The 24,371-nt window shown below is 73.6% G+C and carries 19 protein-coding genes; 15 read left to right on the top strand and 4 right to left on the bottom strand.

What is annotated here, in order from left to right:
* The first annotated feature begins 130 nt into the window (after positions 1-130).
* The 5 genes from yajC to AB0D28_RS16575 all read left to right on the top strand — a co-directional run bounded on the left by yajC (position 131) and on the right by AB0D28_RS16575 (position 7,162).
* The gene (gene yajC, locus AB0D28_RS16595) at positions 131-475 is read left to right on the top strand and encodes a preprotein translocase subunit YajC (RefSeq protein WP_357386541.1); all 345 of its coding nucleotides are present in this window, start codon (positions 131-133) and stop codon (positions 473-475) included.
* 224 nt (positions 476-699) lie between these two features.
* Positions 700-2,613, top strand: a complete 1,914-nt coding sequence (gene secD, locus AB0D28_RS16590) for a protein translocase subunit SecD (protein WP_357386539.1) — start codon at positions 700-702, stop codon at positions 2,611-2,613.
* Between the two features lies 1 nt (position 2,614).
* Positions 2,615-3,802 (top strand): protein translocase subunit SecF, encoded by a 1,188-nt coding sequence (secF, locus tag AB0D28_RS16585; RefSeq protein WP_357386537.1) that lies wholly within the window; start codon positions 2,615-2,617, stop codon positions 3,800-3,802.
* Positions 3,803-3,899: 97 nt separating this feature from the next.
* On the top strand, positions 3,900-4,466 hold the full coding sequence (locus tag AB0D28_RS16580) for an adenine phosphoribosyltransferase (RefSeq protein WP_357386535.1): 567 nt from the start codon (positions 3,900-3,902) through the stop codon (positions 4,464-4,466).
* A gap of 251 nt (positions 4,467-4,717) precedes the next feature.
* A complete protein-coding gene (locus AB0D28_RS16575; protein WP_357386594.1) occupies positions 4,718-7,162 on the top strand; it encodes a bifunctional (p)ppGpp synthetase/guanosine-3',5'-bis(diphosphate) 3'-pyrophosphohydrolase in 2,445 nt (814 codons plus the stop codon).
* 75 nt (positions 7,163-7,237) lie between these two features.
* On the opposite strand, the gene AB0D28_RS16570 is transcribed toward AB0D28_RS16575, so the two are convergent.
* Positions 7,238-8,083, bottom strand: coding sequence for a peptidylprolyl isomerase (locus tag AB0D28_RS16570; protein ID WP_357386533.1), 846 nt, complete (start codon positions 8,081-8,083; stop codon positions 7,238-7,240).
* A gap of 87 nt (positions 8,084-8,170) precedes the next feature.
* Positions 8,171-9,040, bottom strand: coding sequence for a peptidylprolyl isomerase (locus AB0D28_RS16565; RefSeq protein ID WP_357386531.1), 870 nt, complete (start codon positions 9,038-9,040; stop codon positions 8,171-8,173).
* A gap of 235 nt (positions 9,041-9,275) precedes the next feature.
* Here AB0D28_RS16565 and AB0D28_RS16560 point away from each other — a divergent pair, with 235 nt between their 5' ends.
* The 4 genes from AB0D28_RS16560 (at position 9,276) to AB0D28_RS16545 (ending at position 13,738) form a co-directional block, all read left to right on the top strand.
* Entirely contained in the window at positions 9,276-9,995 is a 720-nt protein-coding gene (locus tag AB0D28_RS16560) for an MBL fold metallo-hydrolase (RefSeq protein WP_357386529.1), read from the top strand.
* A 40-nt stretch (positions 9,996-10,035) separates the two neighbouring features.
* Complete coding sequence (gene hisS / locus AB0D28_RS16555) at positions 10,036-11,376, top strand: histidine--tRNA ligase (protein ID WP_357386527.1); 1,341 nt, start codon at positions 10,036-10,038, stop codon at positions 11,374-11,376.
* A 51-nt stretch (positions 11,377-11,427) separates the two neighbouring features.
* Positions 11,428-12,366 carry an acyl-ACP desaturase gene (locus tag AB0D28_RS16550; RefSeq protein ID WP_357386525.1) on the top strand — a complete coding sequence of 313 codons (939 nt, stop codon included), beginning with the start codon at positions 11,428-11,430 and terminating at the stop codon, positions 12,364-12,366.
* A gap of 325 nt (positions 12,367-12,691) precedes the next feature.
* On the top strand, positions 12,692-13,738 hold the full coding sequence (locus AB0D28_RS16545; RefSeq protein ID WP_357386523.1) for an alpha-lytic protease prodomain-containing protein: 1,047 nt from the start codon (positions 12,692-12,694) through the stop codon (positions 13,736-13,738).
* 58 nt (positions 13,739-13,796) lie between these two features.
* Here AB0D28_RS16545 and AB0D28_RS16540 read toward each other — a convergent pair whose 3' ends face one another.
* Positions 13,797-14,495 carry a DUF998 domain-containing protein gene (locus AB0D28_RS16540; RefSeq protein ID WP_357386521.1) on the bottom strand — a complete coding sequence of 233 codons (699 nt, stop codon included), beginning with the start codon at positions 14,493-14,495 and terminating at the stop codon, positions 13,797-13,799.
* Positions 14,496-14,643: 148 nt separating this feature from the next.
* Here AB0D28_RS16540 and aspS point away from each other — a divergent pair, with 148 nt between their 5' ends.
* From aspS to AB0D28_RS16525, 3 genes are all read left to right on the top strand, one after another.
* Complete coding sequence (gene aspS, locus AB0D28_RS16535; protein ID WP_357386592.1) at positions 14,644-16,467, top strand: aspartate--tRNA ligase; 1,824 nt, start codon at positions 14,644-14,646, stop codon at positions 16,465-16,467.
* A 237-nt stretch (positions 16,468-16,704) separates the two neighbouring features.
* Entirely contained in the window at positions 16,705-17,319 is a 615-nt protein-coding gene (locus tag AB0D28_RS16530) for a helix-turn-helix domain-containing protein (protein ID WP_357386519.1), read from the top strand.
* Positions 17,316-18,674, top strand: coding sequence for an MFS transporter (locus AB0D28_RS16525; protein ID WP_357386517.1), 1,359 nt, complete (start codon positions 17,316-17,318; stop codon positions 18,672-18,674). The genes AB0D28_RS16530 and AB0D28_RS16525 overlap by 4 nt, the downstream gene beginning before the upstream one ends.
* Before the next feature lie 103 nt (positions 18,675-18,777).
* On the opposite strand, the gene AB0D28_RS16520 is transcribed toward AB0D28_RS16525, so the two are convergent.
* Positions 18,778-18,981, bottom strand: a complete 204-nt coding sequence (locus AB0D28_RS16520) for a GNAT family N-acetyltransferase (protein ID WP_357386515.1) — start codon at positions 18,979-18,981, stop codon at positions 18,778-18,780.
* A 132-nt stretch (positions 18,982-19,113) separates the two neighbouring features.
* Here AB0D28_RS16520 and AB0D28_RS16515 point away from each other — a divergent pair, with 132 nt between their 5' ends.
* From AB0D28_RS16515 to AB0D28_RS16505, 3 genes are all read left to right on the top strand, one after another.
* Positions 19,114-19,326, top strand: a complete 213-nt coding sequence (locus AB0D28_RS16515) for a hypothetical protein (protein ID WP_018785054.1) — start codon at positions 19,114-19,116, stop codon at positions 19,324-19,326.
* A gap of 74 nt (positions 19,327-19,400) precedes the next feature.
* A complete protein-coding gene (locus AB0D28_RS16510) occupies positions 19,401-20,891 on the top strand; it encodes a replication-associated recombination protein A (RefSeq protein ID WP_357386513.1) in 1,491 nt (496 codons plus the stop codon).
* Positions 20,892-23,683: 2,792 nt separating this feature from the next.
* Entirely contained in the window at positions 23,684-24,301 is a 618-nt protein-coding gene (locus AB0D28_RS16505) for a hypothetical protein (protein ID WP_357386590.1), read from the top strand.
* The last annotated feature ends 70 nt before the right edge of the window (positions 24,302-24,371 follow it).

Here is a 24,371-nt window from a genome sequence, read left to right as displayed (position 1 = left end):
GATCTGTGCCGCATTCGGTCTTCTCAGGAGCAGGGACTAGACTTCGCCGCGTTTGTACAGGACGTGAGAATTCGCTTCCGCTGCGGCGCCCTCCGGCGCCGGGGCGGACGCCAACCGGAAGGTCTACACCGTGCTTTACGCAGCAGCGAGTGGCGGAGGAGCCGGCGGTCTGACGCCGATCCTCATGATCGCTCTGCTCTTCGTCGTCATGTACTTCATGATGATCCGTCCGCAGCAGAAGCGCCGCCGCGAGGCTGAGCAGATGCAGTCCGCCCTCGCCCCGGGCGACGAGGTGGTCACCATCGGCGGCCTGCACGGCACGGTCACCGCGGTCGAGGACGAGACGGTCCTGCTGGAGGTCGCGCCCGGCGTGCAGACCCGGTACGCCCGCCCCGCCGTCGCGCGGGTGATCAAGCGCGCCGAGGCTCCGGCTGAGGAGACGATCACCGAGGACGCCGAGCCGGTCAAGGAGTGACCACCCGCCCCGGACGGGGCAGCGGATTCATCCGTACAAGTGGATAGTTGGGGTCGGCGCCCGGCGTCGGCATCCGGCCGGGCCGTGCGGCGCCCCCACGCCGCGCACCAGCCGGCGTGCCGTGCTCCGGTGCCGACCCGCCGGAGCAGTCGGGCGGACACCCCCGGCCCGACAGTTGTCGCCGCCGCGGAAGCGGCGCGACCGTACAGGGAGACAGGACAGCCGTGGCACCACCTCAGGGACAGATGCGGCCCGGACGGCAGCTCGCCGTACTCGGCTTCATCTTCGTCGTCCTCTATCTTTTGGTGTTCTTCTCGGGCGGCGCCAGCGGCGGCTGGAAGGACCGGCTGGAGCCCCGGCTCGGCCTGGACCTCGTCGGCGGCACCCGGCTGACGCTCGAGGCCACGAACACCGTGGACGGCAAGCCCCCGACCGCCGACAACCTCGAGGAGGCCCGGCAGATCATCGAGAGCCGGGTCAACGCCTACGGCGTGGCCGAGGCCGAGGTGGTGACCGAGGGCAACCGCAACATCGTCATCTCCCTGCCCGGCCAGAACCGCGACCTGACCGACGTCGGTGAGGCCGCCGAGCTGCGCTTCCGCAAGGTGCTCAAGGCCACCGACGGCAGTGGCGCCGCAGCCGCGCCCGCGCCGGTGCCCAGCGCCACCCCGTCCGGGTCCGCCAGCCCGGCGCCGTCGGGCAGCGCGTCGCCGAAGGCGAGCGCGAGCCCCAAGGTGAGCGGGTCGCCGAGCGCCGGCGGCCAGGGCGGCATGGCCCCGGCCTCCCCGTCGGCGACGCCGAGCGCCGCCGCGCCGAGCGCGAGCCCGAGCGCCGCCAGCCCGAGCCCGAGCGCCAGCGCCGAGCCGGTGCCGCAGAGCATCGAGCAGCAGCGCAAGGCCGTCGAGCAGAAGGTCGGCGCGCCCGCCTGGGCCGCCGCCTCCGGCCTGCAGGCCCCGGCGGACCTGACCACCGACCCGTCGCTGGCCGACAAGCTCAAGCCGTTCGGCACGCTCTCCCCGCAGGAGGTCGCGGTCCTGCCGGTGGAGATGCAGTTCAACGTCCCGACCATCACCTGCGCCCAGCTCGACACGCGGCCCGCCGCCTCGATCAAGGACGAGAAGCAGAAGGCGGTCGCCTGCGAGTCCGGCGCGAAATACCTGCTGGACGTGGCGAAGGTGCTCGGCACCGATGTCAAGGACGCCTCCGCCCAGCTCGACCAGACCAGCTCCTGGGTGGTCAGCCTGAACTTCACCGGCAAGGGCCAGGAGAAGTGGACCGCGCTGACCCGCGAGGCGTTCAACAACGAGGGCCAGGCCTGCGACCAGACCGCGCTCGGCCAGGACGGCAAGTGCCGCGTCGCCGTGGTGCTGGACAACGAGATCGTCTCGTCCCCGGAGATCCAGGGCGTGCTGACCGGTGACTCGCAGATCACCGGCAGCTTCGACAGCAAGGCCGCCAACGCGCTGGCCAGCCAGCTGCGCTACGGCGCGCTGCCGGTCACCTTCGAGCCGCAGGAGCAGCAGAACGTCACCGCCACGCTCGGCGACAGCCACCTCAAGGCGGGTCTGCTGGCCGCCGGCATCGGCATGCTGCTGGTCATCATCTACTCGTTCTTCTACTACCGTCTGCTCGGCTCGGTCATCTTCCTGAGCCTGGTGCTCTCCGCGCTCCTGGTGTTCGGCGCGCTCGTGGTGCTCGGCCGGTCGATCGGCTTCACGCTCACGCTCGCCGGCATCGCCGGCATGATCGTGTCGCTGGGCGTCGCCGCGGACTCGTTCGTCATCTACTTCGAACGACTGAAAGACGAGATCCGGGAGGGCCGCAGTCCACGCAGCGCGGTGCCGCGCGCCTGGATCCGGGCCCGACGGACGATCATCTCGGCCAACGCCATCACGCTGATGTCGGCGGTGGTGCTCTACATCGTGTCGGTCGGCGCGGTGAAGGGCTTCGCCTTCGCGCTCGGCCTGGCGACCGTGCTGGACCTGGTCGTCGTGTTCCTCTTCCGCCACCCGATCATGACGATGTTCGCCCGTACCAAGGCGTTCCTGTCGCCGCGGGTCAGCGGTCTGGGCCGGGCGCTCCCGGCCCGGTCGGCCGAGCCGGGCACCGCCCGCAACCCGCGTGTGAAGGAGGCCTGAGATGGCTAAGAGCGGTCTTGCCGCCCGGCTCTACCGGGGCGAGGCGGATCTCAACATCGTCGGGCGCCGCAACGTGTGGTTCGGCGTGGCGGGCCTGCTCGTGCTCGTCGCCGTGCTCAGCTTCGCGATCAGCGGGTTCAAGCTCGGCATCGAGTTCGCCGGCGGCAACTCGTTCCAGGTGCCGGCCAGCGTCGGGACGCTGGACCGGGCCGAGCAGGTGGTCGACGAGGCGCTGGCCGACGAGGCGCCCGGCGTCGAGGTGGTGAGCGCGCAGAAGGTCGGCGGCACCAGCGGCGAGTTCTACGAGATGCGCACCGGGCAGCTCTCCGCCGAGCAGGCGAACGAGGCCAAGGCCGCGATCGCTCAGGAGTTCGGCATCCAGGCCGACCAGATCAGCGGCAGCCAGGTCTCCGAGGCATGGGGCAGCCAGGTCACCTCGCGTGCCTTCCTCGGTCTGCTGATCTTCATCGCGGTCGTGTCGATCTACCTGGTGCTGCGCTTCGAGTGGCGGATGGCGGTCGCCGCCATCATCTCGCTGCTGACCAACCTGGTCCTCACCGCCGGCATCTACTCGCTCGTCGGCTTCGAGGTCACCCCGTCGACGATCATCGGCTTCCTCACGATCCTGGGCTTCGCGCTCTACGACGTGGTGGTGGTCTTCGACAAGGTGCAGGAGAACACGCGCGGCATCACCGCGAACAACAACGTCACCTACGGCGAGGCGTCCAACCTGGCGCTCAACCAGAGCCTCATGCGGTCACTGAACACCTCGGTGGTGGCGCTGCTGCCGGTCGGCGGTCTGCTCTTCATCGGTGCCGGCCTGCTCGGGGCGGGCACGCTGAAGGACCTCGGCCTGGTGCTGTTCGTCGGTATGGCGGTGGCGTTCCTGACCTCGATCCTGCTGGCCACGCCGCTGCTGGTGCTGCTGAAGAACATGGACCCCCGGATCAGCGCGCACAACAAGCGGGTGCAGGCCCGCCGGGCCGCGCTCGCCCGCGGCGAGATCACGCCGAAGGGCCGGCCGGCCGCCGCGCCGGTCGCCGACGCGCCGATCGACCCGGAGGCGGCCGCGCTGGCCGGCGCCGCGCCCAAGGTGGGCGCCCGCCCGACCGGCAAGCGCCCCAGCGGAGCCCGCGGCGGTCGTCCCGCCGGTGGTGGCGGCAACCGGCCCGGCGGCAAGCGCCGCTGACCGTAGGACCGGACGGAATTGGTTCGACGGCGTCCGCCATGCTGATGTCACGGCATGACGGACGCCGTCGTCGTTTCGAGAGGACATGGGACATACCGTGACGGAGACCCACACCGCAGGGATACGCGGAGACATCGGCCCGGAGGTCGCCCAGCTCGTCGCCAGCCGGCTGCTGGACGTGCCGGACTTCCCCAAGCCGGGTGTCGTGTTCAAGGACCTGATGCCGCTGTTCGCCGACGGTGAGGCGTTCCGGGCGGTGATCGACGGCATCATCGCCCACCACGGGCCGGACTCGTTCGACACCGTCGCCGGCATCGAGGCGCGCGGGTTCGTGCTGGCCGCGGCGGTCGCGTACGCCACCGGGGTCGGCGTGGTGCCGGTGCGCAAGGCCGGCAAGCTGCCCCGGGCCACCCTTTCGGCCTCCTACGCGCTCGAGTACGGCGAGGCGACGCTGGAGGTGCACCAGGACGCCTTCACCGCCGGTCACCGGGTGCTGGTGCTCGACGACGTGCTCGCCACCGGCGGCACCGCCGAGGCGACGCTCGACCTGGTGGAACGCGCCGGCGGGACGGTCTCCGGGTTCACCGTGCTGCTGGAGCTGGGCTTCCTGGCCGGCCGTGAGCGGCTGGCACCGCGCCCGGTCCATGCCCTGTTGACCGTTTGACCAGGCCGGCCCGTCCGGGCGGTCGGCACCGACCGCCCGGGGGAGCGGTGGCGTACCCTGCGTGCGGGTAGCATTGCCCTTTGCCCGCCCCGGCCGAGCTGTCCGGGGCGGCGAAGGCGCCGGGGCCCGGCCCCCGGCGACCGCGTGGAACAACACCGGCCCCCGGGCCGGTTGAACCAGACGTCGGCCGGACGGCCGGCGCATTCCGGCGAGCGGTGAGGAGGCCGGTGTCCCACGATGTCGTCCCTCCGGTGGAGGGCACGGTGCACCCGACAGGCGACGCGGACGGCTCGGTGACCGAGCGCAGCGGCAACCCGCCGGCGCGGGCGATCGGTGCCACCGGCGCGTCCGACGCGACCGCCGACGGCGGGGCGGTCGTGGTGCCGTTCCCGACCGAGGGCTCCACCGAATCCCCGGCCGGCGGCGGTTTCGCCCTCTCCAACGCGCCCACCGGCCGACGGGTACGCGCCCGGCTGGCCCGGTTCAACGCGCCCTGGCAGACCTCGCAGGTCAGCGAGGTGCTGGAGCCGCTGATCGCGACGCACCGGGAGAACCACCCCAAGGCCGACGCGCGGCTGCTCCAGCGCGCGTTCGACACGGCCGCGCGGTGGCACTCGGGGCAGTACCGCAAGTCCGGCGACCCCTACATCACGCACCCGCTCGCGGTGGCGACCATCCTGGCGAACCTGGGCATGGACACCACCACGCTGGTGGCGGCGCTGCTGCACGACACCATCGAGGACACGGAATACACGCTCGACCAGATGCGCGCCGACTTCGGTGGTGAGGTCGCGCTGCTCGTCGACGGCGTCACCAAGCTCGACAAGGTCAAGCTCGGCGACGCGGCCAAGGCCGAGACCATCCGCAAGATGGTCGTGGCGATGGCGAAGGACCCCCGCGTCCTGGTGATCAAGCTGGCCGACCGGCTGCACAACATGCGGACGCTCACCTTCCTGCCCCGCCCGAAGCAGGAGCAGAAGGCCAAGGAGACGCTGGAGATCCTGGCCCCGCTGGCGCACCGCCTCGGTATGAACACGATCAAGTGGGAGCTGGAGGATCTCGCCTTCGGCACGCTGTTCCCGAAGCGGTTCGAGGAGATCAACCGGCTGATCGGGGAGCATCAGCCGCAGCGCGAGGCGTTGCTGCGCCAGGTGACCCAGAAGGTGTCCACCGACCTGAAGGCCGCCAAGATCAAGGCGGAGACGACCGGCCGGCCGAAGCACCTCTACTCGATCTACCAGAAGATGATCGTGCGGGGACGCGACTTCAACGACATCTACGACCTGGTGGGTGTGCGGATCCTGGTCGACACGGTGCGGGACTGCTACGCGGCGCTTGGGGTCATCCACGCCAACTGGCAGCCGGTGCCGGGCCGGTTCAAGGACTACATCGCGATGCCCAAGTTCAACATGTACCAGTCGTTGCACACGACTGTCATCGGGCCCACCGGCAAGCCGGTGGAGATGCAGATCCGCACGTACGCGATGCACCGCACGGCCGAGTTCGGCATCGCCGCGCACTGGAAGTACAAGGAGCACAAGGGCACCCCGGTGGTGGGCCCGCCGGCGCACATCGACGAGATGACCTGGCTGCGGCAGCTGCTGGACTGGCAGCGCGAGGCGGCCGACCCGAGCGAGTTCCTGGACGCGCTGCGGTTCGACCTGTCCAGCCAGGAGGTGTACGTCTTCACCCCCAAGGGCGACGTCATCCCGCTGCCGACCGGGTCGACGCCGGTGGACTTCGCGTACGCGGTGCACACCGAGGTCGGGCACAAGTGCATCGGCGCGCGGGTCAACGGCAAGCTGGTGCCGCTGGAGTCGACGCTCTCAAACGGCGACGTGATCGAGATCTTCACGTCGAAGTCCGACACCGCCGGCCCGACGCAGGACTGGCTCGGCTTCGTCAAGAGCCCGCGCGCGCGTACGAAGATCCGCCAGTACTTCAACAAGGAGCGGCGCGAGGAGGCGATCGAGGCCGGCAAGGACGCGATCGTCAAGGCGATGCGCAAGCAGGGCATGCCGTTGCAGCGGATGCTCACGTCGGACGCGCTGATGGCGATCGCCCGGGACCTGCACCTGGCCGACGTGGCCTCGCTCTACGCCGCGGTCGGCGACAGCCAGGTCTCCGCGCAGTCGGTGGTGCAGAAGCTGATGGCCTCCTACGGCGGCGAGGAGGGCGCGGCGGAGGACATCGCCGAGACCGCCGTCGCCACCCGGCCGCCGCGCAGCCGGCAGAGCAGCGCCGACCCGGGCGTGGTGGTCCGCGGCGTCAGCGACGTCTGGATCAAGCTGGCCCGCTGCTGCACGCCGGTGCCGCCGGACTCGGTCTTCGGGTTCGTCACCCGCTCCGGCGGGGTGAGCGTGCACCGGGACGACTGCGCCAACGCCGAGGACCTGCGTGCCCAGCCGGAGCGGGTGGTCGAGGTGAGCTGGAAGCTCACGTCGGCCTCGACGTTCCTGGTCGCCATCCAGGTCGAGGCGCTGGACCGGCACAAGCTGCTCGCCGACGTGACCCGGGTGCTGTCCGAGGAGCGGGTGAACATCCTGTCGGCGACAGTCACCACCACCCGGGACCGGGTGGCGGTGAGCCGGTTCAGCTTCGAGATGGCCGACCCGAAGCACCTGGGGCACCTGCTGGCCGCCGTCCGCAAGGTCGACGGCGTGTTCGACGCGTACCGGGTCACCTCGGGGGCCTGAGCCACCCACGACGCACGCGAAAGCGCCCGCCGGCTGGATCCGCAGCCGGCGGGCGCTTCGTCGTCGTGGGTGCGGTCAGCCGCCCTGGATCGGGCTCATGGTCACCTTGGTCATGGTGATCTCCTTCTTCGGGTGGCCGCCGCCGGCCTGCTTGGCGAACGCGCCGTCGTCACCGGCCGCGGCGACCTGCTTCACCACGTCCATGCCGTCGGTGATGGTGCCCAGCACCGTGTAGTTCGGGTCGAGCGGCGAGTCGCCGTACACGATGAAGAACTGGCTGCCGGTGCTGCCCGGCTGGTTGGACTTCGCCATCGCGATGACGCCCTCCGGGTACGGCGGGCGCTTGTCGGTGGGCAGGTTCTCCTCGGCCAGGTTGTACGACGGCCCGCCGATGCCGTCGGTGTCCCGCCAGCCCTTCCCGGTGGCGCTCGGGTCGCCGCACTGGAGCACCTTGATGCCCTCGGTAACCAGCCGGTGGCACTTGGTGTTGTTGTAGAAGCCCTTCTCCGTCAGATGCGTGAAGCTACCGGCGGTGCAGGGCACCTTGGCGCGGTCGATCTTGGCGGTGATCTGGCCCAGGTTGGTGTCGATGGTCAGCGTCTGGGTGCCCTTGCCCGCCTGCTGGGCCGGCGGCAGGCCGACGTCCTTGATCTGCGGCGGCCGGCCCTCCTTGGGCACCTCCGTGTACGCGCACTGCACGGAGCCCGCGCCGGTGGCGCCGCCCGCCTGCTGCTCGTCGTCGTCACCGCCGAGCGAGGTGGCCAGCCAGACCGTGCCGGCCACGACGAGCACAAGCACCGCGGCGGCTCCGACGATCGCCTGGGTCTGCCGGCGCTTACGGGCCCGGCCGGCCCGCTCCGCCATCTCCCGTTCGAGCTTGGCTCGCGCCGCCGCGCGCTGGCGGTCTCTGGTGGACGTCACGGTCACTCCTCACCTGCTGCGTATGGGTCGGCGCGCGCGCCGGATCATGTCTGACACCGCCGGCGGCCGCCGGATCGGCTTGTCGGGTCAGCCCGCGCTGGCGCTGGGCGACGGCGCGGGGCTGCCGGCCGGTGCCGCGCCGGGCTCGCCGACGGTCACGCTCTGGACCAGCACCTGCGTCTTCGGCTTGACCTTGGCGCCATTGCCATTGTCCACCGTCGGCAGGGCGCCGATCTTCTCCACCACGTCGAGGCCGCCGGTGACCTTGCCGACCACGGAGTAGGCCGGCTTGGCCGGGCTGGCGTCCTTGAAGAAGATCAGGAACTGGCTGCCGTTGCTGCCCGGCGGGTTGCCGATCATGGCGACCGTGCCCTTCGGGTACGTCGGCGCCTGCCCGGGCGCCGGCGAGGCCGACGGGTCGGGCTCCGGCGCGGTCGGGACGTTCTCGTCGTAGAACGAGTAGGTCGGGCCGCCGAGCCCGGTGCCCGTGGGGTCGCCGCAGCGCAGCGCGCCCTCGGCGGTGATCTCGTGGCAGGTGGTGTTGTCGAAGAACGACCGGCCGGCCAGGTAGCTCAGGCTCGCCGCGCCGCACGGCGCGTCGGTCTGGTCCAGCTCCACCGTGATCGGCCCACCCTGGTTGGTGGTGATCGTCATCGGGCGGGTGCCCGAGGTGGGCAGGCCAGTGGTGGGCGGCTGGCCGACGTCCTTGAGGTTGGTGTTGACGGCGCCGTCCTCGGCGGTCCAGAGGCAGACGTCCTCGGCGGCCTTCTTCTCCGGCTCGGAGTCGAACGCGCCGAGCGCCCAGGCGGAGCCGGCCACGATCAGCACGAGCACCACCGCGGCACCGACGCCGGCCCGGATCTGCCGGCGGCGCTTCGCGGCCGCCGCCCGCCGGGCGAGCTGCCGATCGAGTTTGGCGCGCGCCAGTTTGCGCTGCCGGTCCCTGCTGGAAGCCACGTGTGCTCCCCTTCCTCTGCCTGATCGCCGCCGGCGCCGGGCGCCGTCCGCCGTTCCGATCGGGGTGCGCCACGCCACACGCCCGCCAGAGTGTACGGGTAGCGACTGTGAATGTGGTGTACGAGGTCCCGCCGTCTCAGCCCGGCCGGGGCAGGCGGGGCCGGTGGCGGGCGAAACCCGCTCGCCGCTGCGACTAGGCTGCAGGGGACGACGACCGGACGGAAAGGGGAGCGACGTGCTCGTGGCCGGCTTTCCCGCAGACGCCTTCGGCACCAACTGCTATGTGGTGGCGACCGGGCCGGGGGAGCAGTGCGTGGTGGTCGACCCCGGCATCGGGGTGCTCGACCAGCTCGACGCCGTGCTCGCCGAGCACCGCCTGCACCCAGCCGCCGTGCTGCTCACCCACGGCCACCTGGACCACACGTTCTCCGTCGCCCCGGTCTGTGGCGCGCGGGGCATCCCCGCCTACGTCCACCCGGACGACCGGGAACTGCTGGCCGACCCGAGCAAGGCGCTGTCGATGGACCTGACCCAGTTGTTCGGCGGCCGGCTGCCGTACGCCGAGCCGGACGACGTGGCCGAGCTGACCGACGGCGCGACGCTGTCGCTCGCCGGGTTGGAGATCACCGTCGACCACGCTCCCGGCCATACCGGCGGGTCGGTGCTGTTCCGGTTGCCCGGCGCCGGCTCGCCCTGGGAGGCGGAGCAGATCTGCCTCTCCGGTGACGTGCTGTTCGCCGGCTCGATCGGCCGTACCGACCTGCCGGGCGGCAGCATGCCCCGGATGCTGTCCAGCCTGCGGGACAAGGTGCTCCCGCTGGCCGACGACACGGTCGTCCTGCCCGGCCACGGCCCCGCGACCACGATCGGCCGCGAGCGCGCGACAAACCCGTTCCTCGTCGAGGTGGCGGGCACCGGCGGCGCGCGCCCGGCCGCGCCCACCCGAGGCCTCTAGACCCTCGCCCGCGCCCGCGCGGGTTCTCAAGGAGTTCGTGATGAGCAAGCCCACGCCCATTTCCGGCTTCCCGGAGTGGACCACCGCCCAGCGGATGATTGAGCAGTTCGTTCTCGATCGCATCCGCGCCACGTTCGAGCTGTACGGCTTCGCGCCGCTGGAGACCCGCTCGGTCGAGCCGCTGGATCAGTTGCTGCGGAAGGGGGATACCGCAAAGGAGGTCTACCTGCTGCGCCGGTTGCAGGCCGACGCCGACGGCCCGGCCGGTGACGACGCGCTCGGCCTGCACTTCGACCTGACCGTGCCGTTCGCGCGGTACGTGCTGGAGAACGCCGGCAAGCTGCAGTTCCCGTTCCGCCGCTACCAGATCCAGAAGGTCTGGCGGGGCGAGCGCCCGCAGGAGGGCCGGTACCGCGAGTTTCTCCAGGCCGACATCGACATCGTCGACCGGGACACGCTGCCGGCGCACTACGAGGCCGAGATGCCGCTGGTCATCGGCGACGCGCTGCGGTCGCTGCCGATCCCGCCGGTGCGCATCCAGGTCAACAACCGCAAGATCTGCGAGGGGTTCTACCGGGGCATCGGGCTGACCGACACGGAGGCGGCGCTACGTGCCGTGGACAAGCTCGACAAGATCGGTCCGGCCGGGGTGACGGAGCTGCTGGCGAGCACCGCCGGGGCGAGCGAGGCACAGGCCAAGGCCGTGCTGTCGCTGGCCGAGATCTCCGCGCCGGACGCCTCCTTCGCCGACGCGGTGCGCGGCCTCGGGGTGAGCGACCCGCTGCTTGACGAGGGCGTCGCTGAGCTGACCGCGGTGGTGGAGACCGCGGCCGCGCACGCGCCCGGCCTCTGCGTGGCCGACCTGCGCATCGCGCGGGGCCTGGACTACTACACGGGTACGGTCTACGAGACGCAGATGATCGGCTACGAGCGGTTCGGCTCGATCTGCTCCGGCGGCCGGTACGACAACCTGGCCAGCTCGGGCAACGTCCGGTTCCCCGGGGTGGGCATCTCGATCGGGGTGACCCGGCTGCTGGGCCTGCTGTTCGGCGCCGAGGCGCTGTCGGTGTCCCGTTCGGTGCCGACCTGCGTGCTGGTGGCGGTCACCGCCGAGGAGGACCGGGCGGCCAGTGACGCGGTCGCGGCGGCGCTGCGCTCGCGCGGTGTGCCCACCGAGGTGTCCCCGTCGGCGGCCAAGTTCGGCAAGCAGATCCGGTACGCCGAGCGGCGCGGCATCCCGTACGTCTGGTTTCCCGGCGCGGACGGTGACGAGGTCAAGGACATCCGTTCCGGCGAGCAGGTGCCGGCCTCGGCGGGGGAGTGGACGCCGCCCCGGGCGGACCTGAAGCCGCTGGTCGGCCCGGCCGGCACTGGCGTCTGAAGACGTTTCGACCTACGGTGGCGTAAGTTACGCCACCGTAGGGAGAACGTCGTGACCGTGCTCAGCCAGACCGCTCTGCTCACCGAACTCGAGCCGGTGGTCGAGAAGAACCTCGACCGCCACCTGTCGCTGGCCAAGGAGTGGTTCCCGCACGAGTACGTGCCGTGGAGCGAGGGCCGCACCTTCGACGGCCCGCTGGGTGGCGAGGCGTGGTCGCCGGAGGACTCGACGCTGCCCGAGGTGGCGCGGACCGCGCTGATCGTCAACCTGCTCACCGAGGACAACCTGCCCTCGTACCACCACGAGATCGCCACGCTGTTCGGGCGCGACGGCGCGTGGGGCACCTGGGTGCACCGGTGGACCGCCGAGGAGGGCCGGCACGGCACCGCGATCCGCGACTACCTCACGGTGACCCGGGCGGTGGACCCGGTGGGGCTGGAGCGGGCCCGCATGGTGCACATGTCGGCGGGCTACCAGAACGCGCACGACCAGGAGATGCTGCACTCGCTGGCGTACGTGTCGTTCCAGGAGCTGGCGACGCGCATCTCGCACCGCAACACCGGCCGGGCCACCGGCGACCCGACGTGCGAGGCGCTGCTGGCCCGGGTGGCCGCGGACGAGAACCTGCACATGGTCTTCTACCGCAACCTGCTCGGTGCCGCGTTCGAGCTGGCCCCGTCGCAGGCCATGCGCGCGGTCGCCGACGTGCTGGCCGACTTCCAGATGCCGGGCGTGGGCATCGACGGCTTCGCCCGCAAGTCGGTGGCGATCGCGCTGGCCGGCATCTACGACCTGCGCCAGCACCGCGACGACGTGGTGATGCCGGTGCTGCGCCAGTGGAACCTGTTCGACGTGACCGGCCTGAACGCCGACGGCGAGGCCGCCCGCGACCAGATCGCCGAGCACCTCGACACCCTGGAGACCCAGGCGTCCCGCTTCGAGGAGCGTAAGGCCGCCCGAGCCGCCCGCGCATCCGCCACCGCCTCCTGACCCCCACCCCCGTTCGCTCCCCTCCCACGCGATCTTGCACTTACGGCCCCCGCTAATGCCGCGAAACCGGCGCAGCGGGGGCCGTAACTGCAAGATCGCCGAGGACGGCCGTCGCGACACCTGAACAGGCTCTGACAGATGGTGTCGATGTTGTTGCTTCGGCGTTACATCGCGCGTGGGTGCGAATCCGGGCAAAGGCATGTCTTGCTTATGATCTTAAATGTGTGAATACTTTGGGCATCCGGGAGGTTTCCCCAGGTCACCCGGGTTGTCCTCGGGCGCGCCCCATGACAGCGCCCGTTCACCCCCATTCGGAGGTTGTTACATGCGACCCACGAGGTCCACGCTCCGCCGCGCCGCCGCAGTCGCCGTCGCCGGCACCCTGGTCACCGGCTCGCTCCTCGGCGCACCCGCGCAGGCCGCCCCCACGGCCCTCTCGCCGGACGCCGCCGCCACCCTCGTCGAGAAGCTCGGTGCCCGCGCGGCCGGCACGTACGCCGACGCCAGCGGGAAGATGATCGTCACGGTGACCGACACCGCGACAGCCCGCCAGGTGCGTGACGCCGGCGCCATCCCGAAGATCGTGGCGCGCGGCGCGGACAAGCTCAACGCCGCCACCGGTGAGCTGGAGCGCTCCGCGAAGATCCCCGGCACCGCCTGGTGGACCGACCCGGCCACGAACCAGGTCGTCGTCTCCATCGACAGCACCGTCACCGGCGCCAAGCTGGAGCGGGTCAAGGCCGCCGCCGCCCGGCACAACGGTGCGATCCGCATCGAGGCCGAGGCCGGCGTGCTGAGCACCCGGATCTCCGGCGGCCAGGCGATCTACGCCGGCGGCGGGCGCTGCTCGCTCGGCTTCAACGTGCGTAGCGGCTCGACGTACTACTTCCTCACCGCCGGGCACTGCACCAACATCGGCTCGACCTGGTACTCGAACTCCAGCCGCACCACGGTGCTCGGCACCCGGACCGGCACCAGCTTCCCGGGCAACGACTACGGCATCGTCCGGCACAGCAACTCGGCCAACGCGGCCGGCAACGTCTCGCTCTACAACGGCAGCACCCAGGACATCACCTCGGCCGGCAACGCGTACGTCGGCCAGTCCGTCCGCCGTTCCGGCAGCACCACCGGCGTGCGCAGCGGCAGCGTCACCGCGCTGAACGCGACCGTCAACTACGCCGAGGGCAGCGTCTCCGGCCTGATCCGCACCACCGTCTGCGCCGAGCCGGGCGACAGTGGCGGCTCGCTGTTCGCCGGCACCACCGCCCTGGGCCTCACCTCCGGCGGCAGCGGCAACTGCTCCTCCGGTGGCACGACCTACTTCCAGCCGGTCACCGAGCCGCTCAGCGTCTACGGCGTGAGCGTCTTCTGATCCACGCACTCCCACGAACGGGCCGCCGGGCGACCGGCGGCCCGTTCCGCGTACCCGATCAGGCGCCCGCGCCCCGGCGGCCGGGACTGACCGGCGGCCCGCCCGGGCGCGGAGGCTCGGCCGGCCGGGCCGCCCAGTGCCGGTGCGCCAGCCGCGCGGACAGCACGGCGGCCAGCGGCCAGAGCGTCACCGCGAGCGCCGCCACCCGTTCGGCCAGCCCGGTCCGGGAGCCGCCCGTCACCTCGACCACCGACCAGCCGAACAGCGCCAGCAGCACCGCCGTCGCGGCCAGCGCCACCGGCCGGCGGAACGCCCACGGCGGCCGGCCCGCCGGGGAGGCGGCCACCTCGCGCGGCACCCGCAGGGGCAGGCGCAGCGCCGTTCCGGCCGGCCAGAGCGCCAGCGCGAGCACCGCCACCGTGGCCACCACGCCGTGCGCCGGGGAGCCGCCCACCTGCGGGCGGGGGAACGCGATGAGCGCGACGGTGGCCACCCCGCCGATCGCCAGCAGGAAACGGCTGGGCAGCCCGGCGGCGTGCAGCGCGGCGGCGGTGGCGCAGTAGCAGCAGCCGAGCAGCACCAACGCGCCGCCCATCAGCCACGGATCGGTAGCGCCCTCGCCGGCCAGCTCGCTGATCGTGTCGCGGACCGGGTCGTATCCCGCCGGCTGGCGGGCGCCGGCCACCGTCCAGCCCGCCACCAGCAGCGCGGGCGCGGCGGCCGCGGTGGCCACGGCCCAGCTCGGTACGGCACGCACCCGGCCACGGTAACCGCCGGCGACGCGCGCCACCGGGCTTTGTCGCCTCCCGGGAGGGGCCGGGCTCGACGGGTGCCCGGGAGCGGGCCCGCCCGCCCTGACAGAATGCGGGGAGCAGTGAGTGGACCAGATTGAGGAGACGCCAGCCGTGATCCGTACCCACAATGCCGGAAGCCTGCGCGCCGCGGACGCCGGCTCGACGGTGACCCTCGCCGGGTGGGTGGCCCGCCGGCGCGACCACGGCGGCGTCATCTTCGTCGACCTGCGCGACGCCTCCGGCGTCGTGCAGGTGGTCTTCCGCGAGGAGGACGCGCACGCGCTGCGCAACGAGTTCTGCGTCAAGGTCACCGGCGAGGTGACCCGCCGTCCGGAGGGCAACGAGAACCCGGACCTGCCCACCGGCGAGGTCGAGGTGACCGCGTCCGCGCTGGAGGTGCTCTCCGAGGCCGCGCCGCTGCCGCTGCCGGTGGACGACCAGATCGAGGCCGGTGACGACATCCGGCTCAAGTACCGCTACCTGGACCTGCGGCGGGGCGGCCCGGCCAAGGCCATGCGGCTGCGCTCGCGGGCCAACCAGATCGCCCGGGGCGTGCTGCACGAGCGCGACTTCCTGGAGATCGAGACGCCGACGCTGACCCGCTCCACCCCGGAGGGCGCCCGCGACTTCCTGGTGCCGGTGCGGCTCCAGCCGGGCAGCTGGTACGCGTTGCCGCAGTCGCCGCAGCTGTTCAAGCAGCTGCTGATGGTCGGCGGCATGGAGCGGTACTACCAGATCGCCCGCTGCTACCGCGACGAGGACTTCCGCGCCGACCGGCAGCCGGAGTTCACCCAGCTCGACATCGAGATGTCGTTCGTCACCGAGGACGACGTGATCGACCTCGGCGAGGCGATCGTCTCGGCGCTGTGGAAGGACCTCGCCGGCTACGAGATCTCGCGGCCGATCCCGCGCATCACCTGGCACGACGCCATGTCCCGGTACGGCTCGGACAAGCCGGACCTGCGCTACGGCGTGGAGCTGACCGAGCTGACCGACTACCTGCGCGGCACCGCGTTCCGGGTGTTCGCGGGCGCGATCGACGCGGGCGGCTACGTCGGCGCGGTGGTCATGCCCGGCGGCGCGGCGCAGACCCGCAAGGAACTGGACGGCTGGCAGGACTGGGCCAAGGCGCGCGGCGCGCGCGGCCTGGCGTACGTGGTGCTGGACGCCGAGACCGGCGAGCCGCGCGGCCCGGTGGCGAAGAACCTGTCCGAGGCGCACCTGGCCGGCCTGGCCGACGCGGTCGGCGCGAAGCCCGGCGACGCCATCTTCTTCGCCGCGAGCACCAACACCCGCGAGGCGCAGGAGCTGCTCGGCGCCGCCCGGATCGAGATCGCCAAGCGGGCGAACCTGGTCGACGAGAGCGCCTGGGCGTTCTGCTGGGTGGTCGACGCGCCCATGTTCGAGCCGACCTCCGACCAGGAGAACGGCGGAGCGGGTGGCTGGACCGCCGTGCACCACCCGTTCACCTCGCCGAACGCCGAGTGGGTGGACCGGTTCGAGTCCGCGCCGGACCGGGCGCTGGCGTACGCGTACGACATCGTCTGCAACGGCAACGAGATCGGCGGCGGCTCGATCCGTATCCACCGCGGCGACGTGCAGCAGCGGGTGTTCGACCTGCTCGGCATCACCGCCGACGAGGCGCAGGACAAGTTCGGCTTCCTGCTGGAGGCGTTCAAGTACGGCGCCCCGCCGCACGGCGGCATCGCGTTCGGCTGGGACCGGGTCTGCATGCTGCTGGCCGGCGCGGACTCGATCCGCGAGGTGATCGCGTTCCCGAAGACCCGGGGCGGCTTCGACCCGCTGACCGGCGCGCCCACCCCGATCACCGGGCAGCAGCGCGCCGAGGCCGGCATCGACGCCAAGCCGAAGGCGCCGGCCGGTCCGCACGCCGGCACCGCCGGCCCGGCCGCCCCGGTGGCCGACCCCACCTGATCGTCACCTGCCGGAGAGGCCCGCGTCATGATGACGCGGGCCTCTTCGATCTTCAGGGGGAGTGATGAGACTGCTCGTGGTGCGTGCCAGCGGCCGGTGAGGTGGTGCTCGACTCCACCCGCGCCACCGGGCTGCTGCGGACCCGCCTGCGGGGGATCTTCGAGCTGTACGTCTAGTTGCACAGATTCTTTGCAAGCATCTTGTGCATGGAAAGTGTGCACAGATATTGTGCATCTCATGGAGGAGAAGAAGGAGCGCACCGTACGCATCGACCACCGCCAGGTCCGTGCCCTGGCGCAGCCGCTGCGCATGCGGCTGGTCGGGGCGCTGCGCGTGGGCGGCCCGGCCACCGCCACCGCCCTCGCCGAGGCGCTCGGCACCAACAGCGGCGCGACCAGCTACCACCTGCGCCAACTCGCCGAGGTCGGACTCGTGGTGGAGGACCCGAGCCTCGGCACCGGCCGCCAGCGCTACTGGCGGGCCGCGCACGACGTCACGAACTGGGAATCAAGCGACTTCGACGACGACCCCGACGCGCGGGCGGCCATCGAGTGGATCGAGGCGGACTACGTCCGCTTCTTCGCCCAGCACGCCGAACGCTGGTTCGCCCAGCGGCACCGGTGGTCGCCGGCCTGGCGCGACGGCTTCGGTATGGGTGACTTCTTCATGCGGATTCCGGCCGACCGCCTCAAGGTGATCCAGGACGAGGTCTTCGCGGTCTTCGAGCGGCACCGCGACGCCACCGACCCCGACGACCCCGACGCCGAGACGGTGCAGTTCTACCTCGCCGCCCTGCCGATGGACGCGGCCTACCCACGGTCCACCCCGCCGCCCGCCGAGGAGAAGCCGTGACCACGCTGTCCGTACGCCAGATCCGGACCCGCTACCTCACGCTGTACGGCCTGCGCTGGCTGCCCAGCGGCCTGCTCATGCCGGTGATGATCCTGCTGATGCAGGAGCGCGGGCTCACGCTGTCCCAGATCGGCCTCGTCGCCACCGCGCAGGGCCTCGTCGTGCTGGCGCTGGAGCTGCCCACCGGCGGCTTCGCCGACGCGCTCGGGCGCAAACCGGTGCTTGTCGTCGCCTGGGTGCTCGGCCTGGGCTCGCTGGCGCTGATGGCGGTGGCCGACTCGTTCTGGATGTTCTTCCTGGTCTGGGCATTGCAGGGCGTCTACCGGGCGCTCGACAGCGGCCCGATGGAATCCTGGTACGTCGACGCCACGCTCGCCGTCGACCCGAAGGCCGAGTACGAGCGCGGCCTCGGCTGGGCCGGCACCGTGATCGGTGTCGCCATCGGCGCGGGCGCCCTGCTCAGCGGCGGCCTGGTCGCGCTCGGCCCGGTCGGCCCGGTCAGTGCCCTCGCGCTGCCGGTGATCGTCGCCGCCGTCCTCCAGGCCGTCTCCGTCGTGGCGCTGCTGGCGCTGATGGCCGAGCGGCGGCCCGCGTCCGGCCCGGCCGCGCTGCGCGCCTCCGTGGTCGACGCGCCCCGGATGGTCGGGCAGGCAGTCGGGTTGCTGCGCCGCAACCGGGTGCTCGCGGCCCTGGTCGCCGTCGAACTGTTCTGGGGCTTCGGCATGGTCACCTTCGAGTCGCTGCTGCCGGTGCGCCTCGCCGAGGTGCTCGGCGACCCGGACCGCGCTGCGGCGCTGCTCGGCCCGGCCAGCACGGCGGCCTGGCTCGCCAACGCCGCCGGCGCCGCGCTCACCCCGTTCCTGCTGCGCCGTCTCGGCGCCGCCCCGGCCGCCGCGCTGATGCGGATCCTGCAGGGCGTGACGGTGGTCGGCATGGGCCTGCTGGCCGGCCCGGTCGGCATCCTCATCGCGTACCTGGCCTGCTACACCGTGCACGGCGCGTCGAACCCGCTGCACATGGGACTGCTGCACCGGCAGGTCGACGGGCCGTACCGGACGAGTGTGCTGTCGCTCAACTCGATGGCCGCCCAGCCGGCCGGCGCGCTCGGCGCGGTCACGCTCACCGCGCTGGCCGACGCCACGAGCGTCGGCGTCGCCATGGTCGTCGGCGGTGTGGTGCTGGCAGTAGCCGCGCCGCTCTACCTGCCGGCCTGGCGCGCCGGTCGCCGTACCCCGCCGGACACCACTGTGGAACCGGAGGTGACCGGCGGCGGCCCCGGCCACGCCGGCCTGGTCGCCGAGCCCGGCCCGTCCCACGACGCGACCGCCGCAGCGGCCCCCGCCGGCCGCGCCTGAGCCCGGCCCCCGCACCCGGCCCGGGCCCCCGTTGCGAGCCACTCACGCGGAAGCGGGCCCGGGCGGGCGCTGCGGGTCAGGCGAGCGCGACGGAGGTGCGGCGTTAGGCGGCGGTGAAGCCGAGCCGCCGGTACAGCCGGATCGCGCCCACGTTGTCCGGGTGGACGCCCAGCGCCACGACGTCGTACCTGCCGAACAGGGCACGCGTCATCCCGGCGGTCAGCGCCGCGCCCAGCCCTCGGCTGCGATCCGCGCCGCAGGCGAGCAGCGCGGCCCGCCCGGTCAGCACCTCGTCGACCGTGATCATTCCGTCAGCGTACGAGCATCAGGGCCGGTGCCGGAGGTCGAGCCACCGTCCGTTCCACGGTGGAGATTGACGAACAGACCGATTGGGTACATCCGTCGCCGACCTGCTGGGAACCCCCACCGGAGGAACGACATGCTCGCCATTCTCGCGGCCATCGTGTTCGGCTTCGCGCTGCTGCTCGACTTCATGAACACCGACCTCGGCGCGCCCGATCTGTTCAGCACCTCGACCCTCATGCTCATCGGCTTCCTGCTGCTCTCGCTCTACCTGGCCGGCGTCGGCTCCGGCCCGCGCGGCGGCGGTGGCGGCCGGTGGTACCGGGGCCGGCGGCCGGGTCGCGGCTGACCGGAAAAGACCACCCGGGTCGGGTCGGCGGCGCGATTCCGGCGTCGTCGGCCCGGCCCGGTACTGTTCTCGTGATGGAATCGGACGCCCTCTTCACCCTCGGCGAGCCGGCCGGCGCACCCGCGGGCGCGGGCGGCACCGACGGCTTCACCGACACCCGGGCGGATTCGCCCCTGCCTGTGCGGATGCGGCCGGCGGGCATCGACGAGCTGGTCGGGCAGGAACACCTGCTCGCGCCGGGGGCGCCGCTGCGTCAGCTGGTCGAGGGCGCGGCGCCGTTGTCGGTGATCCTCTGGGGGCCGCCGGGCAGCGGCAAGACCACCATCGCCCACCTCGTGGCCCGGGCCACCGACCGGCGGTTCGTGGCGATGTCCGCGCTGACCGCAGGCGTGAAGGACGTCCGTGCCGTGATCGACACCGCCCGTCGCCAACGCCGGTCCGGCGGCCCGCCCACGGTGCTGTTCATCGACGAGGTGCACCGGTTCAGCAAGACCCAGCAGGACTCGCTTCTCGCCGCCGTCGAGGACCGTACCGTCACGCTGCTCGCGGCGACCACGGAGAACCCGTACTTCTCGGTCATCTCGCCGTTGCTGTCACGCTGCGTGCTGCTCACCCTCCAGGCGCTCGACGACGACGACGTACGCGGGCTGCTGCGCCGTGCGGTGGCCGACGAGCGCGGGCTCGGCGGCGCGCTGGTGCTGGCCGAGGAGGCGGAGGACCACCTGGTCCGGCTCGCCGGGGGCGACGTGCGCAAGGCGCTCACCGCACTGGAGGCGGCGGCGGCCACCGCCACAGCGCTCGACACCGGCCGGATCGACCTGGCCGTGGCCGAACAGGCGGTCGACGTGGCGGCCGTGCGATACGACCGGGACGGCGACGCCCACTACGACGTGACGAGCGCATTCATCAAGAGCATGCGCGGCTCGGACGTGGACGCGGCACTGCACTGGCTGGCCCGGATGCTGGTGGCCGGGGAGGACGCCCGGTTCATCGCCCGCCGGCTGGTGATCTTCGCGAGTGAGGACGTCGGCATGGCCGATCCCACCGCCCTGACGGTGGCCACCGCCGCCGCCCACGCGGTCGAGTACGTGGGCCTGCCGGAGGCACAGCTCAACCTGGCCCAGGCGGTCATCCACCTGGCCACCGCGCCGAAGTCCAACTCAGCCACCACAGCTATCGGCGCCGCCGTCACCGACGTACGCGCCGGTCGTGGTGGCCCGGTGCCGCGCGGCCTGCGCGACGCCCACTACTCCGGCGCGCGGGGCCTCGGTCACGGCGCCGGCTACCGCTACCCGCACGACGACCACCGGGGGGTGGTCACCCAGCAGTACGCTCCGGACGACCTCGTCGGAACCGACTACTACCAGCCCAGCGGGCACGGCGCGGAGCGGGCGGTGGCCACCCGGCTGCCGCTGCTGCGCCGGATCGTCCGCGGGCTGCCGGCTCCGGCGACCCGCGCGGAGGCCGGCGCCCCGGCCGCCGCGAACGGGGCCCGGGTGGGGGGCGGCGAGCAGTCCAGCGGGGCGAGTGAGGGCGGCAGCGACGCCGCCGAGGGGGGTCAGTAGTGATGGCGCGTGGTCCGGAGCGGCCGGCGGACGGCCCCGACGAGCGGCGCGACCCGCGGGGCAAGGGCCGCCGGTGGGGACGCGGCCGGGCCGAGCCCGAGCTGGACCCGACAGTCGTCGGCGAGGAGCTCGGCTGGATCGACGACCTGCGTACCGCCAAGCAGCAGGGCGGTGAACTCGGGCCGGACGGGGATCTCCCGGCGTCGCATCCCGGCACCGACCCGTCGCGTCCCGGCCCGGCCCGGCCGGCCGCCCCGGGCCCCGGCATGCCGCCGGCCGCCGGCCACACGGCCCCGCGGCCCCCGGCTCGGGGCGCGCCGCAGCCCTCGACCGGTCAGCCGGTGCCGCCTCCGTCGGCAGCCCCGCCCGGTGCGCCGTCGGCCGCCGTGCCCCCGGGTCCCGGCCGGCCCGTACCGCCCCCGGCGGCGCCACCCCAGGGTCCCGGCCGGCCCGTACCGCCCCCGGCGGCGCCACCCCAGGCTCCGGGCCGGTCCGTACCGCCGTCGCCCGTCGCGCCACAGACCGCGGGTCGTTCCCGGCCAGGCGGTCCCGTCCCGGGCGACCGAACCGACCCGGCGATGCCCCCCGCGACCGGCCGTTCCGGCCCGGCAGCGCCCCCGGCCCCGGGCCGCCCCGGCGCCGCAGTGCCTCCGACCCCCGGACGGCCGGGCGTGGACCCGCCCGCGTTCCCGGGTCGGGCCGGCATGGACCCGTCACCGCCGGCCGGCCGGCCCGGCATGGACCCGTCACCGCCGGCCGGCCGGCCCGGCATGGACCCGCCCCCGGCCGGGGGCCCGTCGTCGGGGGTCCGCCCACCTGTGGTGGACGCGCCCTCCGGCGGTGGCCGGCCCGGTCCGGAGACGCCCGGCGACGGCCGGCCCGGTCCACGTCCCCCGGTCATGCGCCGCCCCGGCGGGCCTGCTCCGGCCGCGCCGCCGGTGCGACCCACCGGCCCCGAGACCGGCGCCCCGCGCCGGGCCGCCGACGGTCCCTGGCCCGGCGGCCCCGAAACCGCCGCCCCGCGCCGGCCCGCCGACGGTCCCTGGCCCGGCGTGCCCGAGGCGCCCCGGCCGCCCGATGCGCCGTACCGCCGCCGCGCGGACGGACCGACCGGCCAGCAGCCGCCGGTCGCCGGCACCCGCGTCCCACCCGGCCCGCCGCCGCCGTCCGGCCGGGTACCCGCCGACCTGGGCCGGCCGCCCGTCGACGGCGACACCCGCGTACCACCGACCCCTCGCGGTCGGCACGGCGCCGGGCCGGAGGGCCCGCATCCGGCCGGAGGCGACCCGGCGATGCCGCCGGCCCCGGTCGGACGACGAGCCCGGCCGGACGACACCGCCGGCATCCAGCCGGTCTCCGGTGGGGCCCGCCGGGCCCGCGCCGAGGACACCGGAGCCGTCCAGGCGGTCCCCGGTGGAGCGCGCCCGGCGCGGCCCGACGACGTGGCCCCCGGCACCCGGCCGGTCTCGGGGGCGGGCCGCCGGACCCGTTCCGACGATGTTCCACCAGGCACCCGGCCGGTCTCCGGCGCGGGCCGTCGCGCCGCGCCGGAAGGCGGCGTGCCCGGCGGGCCGGCCGGTCGCGCCGTTCCGGACGCCGCTCCCGTCTCTGGTGGCGGGCGACGCGCGCGGCGCGAGGAGCCCACGGCCGGTCACCACGTTCCCGCACCCGCGCCGGGTGCCGGCCGGCGGGCCGCCCAGGACCGAGCCCCGGTCGTGCCGCGCAGCGGAAACGCGCCGGACCTGCCGGGCGCGCCGGTGTCCGGCGGTCCGACGACCGGCCCGACCCCGCCGGCCGCCCGTCGTGGCACGCCCGGCGGCCGGAGCGCCGCACCCGAGGCACCAGGCGGCCGGAGCGCCGCACCCGAGGCACCAGGCGGCCGGAATGCCGCACCCGAGGCACCCACCGGCCGGAATGCCGCACCCGACGTGTCCCGTGGCCGGGATGCCGCACCCGACGTGTCCCGCAGCCGGGGCGCCGTGCCGGAGGCGCCCGGCGGCCGGGCCGGCGTCGCCGTCCCGCCGGTGCGTCCCGAGCCGGGCTCCCGGCGACCCGGGCAGTCCGGTCCCGGTGCGCCGGAGCATGCCGAACCGGCCGGCCCGGCGCGCCGCCCCGACCAGTCCGGTCCGGTCGTGCCGTCGGCCCGCCCCCAGCCGTCCGATCCGGGACCGGCCCGGCCCGCCCCGGCCCGAGGCGCGGCCCGCCCCGGTGTCCCGCCCGTTGCCGGTGGCGGTCCGGCCGGGCCGGGTCCGCGCGGCGACCGTGAGCGCACCGGCGGCATTCCGGTGGGCGGTGGACCTCCCGGTGGCGCTCCGGTCGCCCCCGGCCCGCGCGGCGACGGCGAGCGCACCGGCGGTATCCCGATCGGTGGCGGGCGACCCGGTGGTGCTCCGGCCGGTGGCGACGGGCGTGGGGTGGCCCGCCCCGACGACACCCTCCGGCCCGGTGCCGCGCCTCGTCCGCCGGTGGCCCCCGGCGCGCGGGGACCGTCGGGCGACGGCCCGGTGCCGCCCGGTGCGCCGGTGACCGCCCGCGCGGCGGCGGGTGTGGCCCGTCCGGTGGCGCCGGACGAGCGGACCGCCGCCCGGGCGACACCACCGGGAGCGGACCCGGACCGGCCCGGACCGGGCAACGCGGTGGCGGCCCGGGCGGCTGTGGCCGTACCCCCGGGGGAGCCGGCGGGACCACGGCCCGGCGCGGTCGGCGCACCGCGGCCCGGCGGTCCCGGCGCGGACGACAGCGGTGCGGAGGCCGGGGGCCTGCGCGGCGCCCGGTCCGAGCTGCGCCGGCAGATGCGCGAGCGCAGCCGACTTCGGCTGGGCATCCTCGCCCTGGTCAGCCTCGTGCTACTGGGGGCGGTGCCGCTCTACTTCGGCATTCGCACGCTCAGCCACGATCCGGTCTTCGACACCCTCGACGAGCTCAAGGTGCCCGGCTGGGCGCAGAGCAACACGGTGGACAACGTCAGCGGCAGCCGCTGGTGCCTGCAGGACTGCCGCCTGCGGGAACGCTCCGTCGAATCGGAACAGGGGTGGAAGGAGACGGTGGCGGTCTACGAAAAGGCGCTGGCCGGCGACGGGTGGCGGCGCTGGAAGGTCGACCGTTGCCCGGACGAGAAGGTCCCGGGTAGCTACACCTGCTGGCGTCGGGACGAGCTCACGCTCGACCTGTGGGTACGCGACCGCACCTGCACGCCCCCGCCGGTCGACGGTGCGCCCGCGCCGTCCGCGCCGGCCGAGCCCGCAGCGGCGGACTGCACCGGCTCGTTGGTGTCGGTGAAGGTGCGTAACGCGATCGACGACGAGCGCACCGGGCCGACGCCGACCACCGACCCGTCACTCACCGGCGAGGATCCGTATCCGACCCTGACCGACGACCCGCTGGGCGAGGCGACCCCCTCACCGTCGTGAGCCGACTTTCATCACGGACGGTAGGGTCTGGGGCTGGCACGCCCGTCCGCGCCCGGTGACCGGGTCGGCG

The sequence above is a fragment of the Micromonospora sp. NPDC048169 genome, assembly GCF_040652815.1.
Classification (GTDB): domain Bacteria; phylum Actinomycetota; class Actinomycetes; order Mycobacteriales; family Micromonosporaceae; genus Micromonospora.
Note: the sequence above shows the minus strand (reverse complement) of the source record. Positions and strands in the feature narration are given on the sequence as shown.

What these genes read in the sequence shown, in the direction of transcription:
- secF (WP_357386537.1), top strand. Translation starts at nt 2,615, where the DNA reads ATGGCTAAGAGCGGTCTTGCCGCCCGGCTCTACCGGGGCGAGGCGGAT.
- hisS (WP_357386527.1), top strand. Translation starts at nt 10,036, where the DNA reads ATGAGCAAGCCCACGCCCATTTCCGGCTTCCCGGAGTGGACCACCGCC.
- AB0D28_RS16545 (WP_357386523.1), top strand. Translation starts at nt 12,692, where the DNA reads ATGCGACCCACGAGGTCCACGCTCCGCCGCGCCGCCGCAGTCGCCGTC.
- AB0D28_RS16530 (WP_357386519.1), top strand. Translation starts at nt 16,705, where the DNA reads ATGGAGGAGAAGAAGGAGCGCACCGTACGCATCGACCACCGCCAGGTC.
- AB0D28_RS16520 (WP_357386515.1), bottom strand. Translation starts at nt 18,981, where the DNA reads ATGATCACGGTCGACGAGGTGCTGACCGGGCGGGCCGCGCTGCTCGCC.
- AB0D28_RS16515 (WP_018785054.1), top strand. Translation starts at nt 19,114, where the DNA reads ATGCTCGCCATTCTCGCGGCCATCGTGTTCGGCTTCGCGCTGCTGCTC.
- AB0D28_RS16510 (WP_357386513.1), top strand. Translation starts at nt 19,401, where the DNA reads ATGGAATCGGACGCCCTCTTCACCCTCGGCGAGCCGGCCGGCGCACCC.
- AB0D28_RS16505 (WP_357386590.1), top strand. Translation starts at nt 23,684, where the DNA reads ATGCGCGAGCGCAGCCGACTTCGGCTGGGCATCCTCGCCCTGGTCAGC.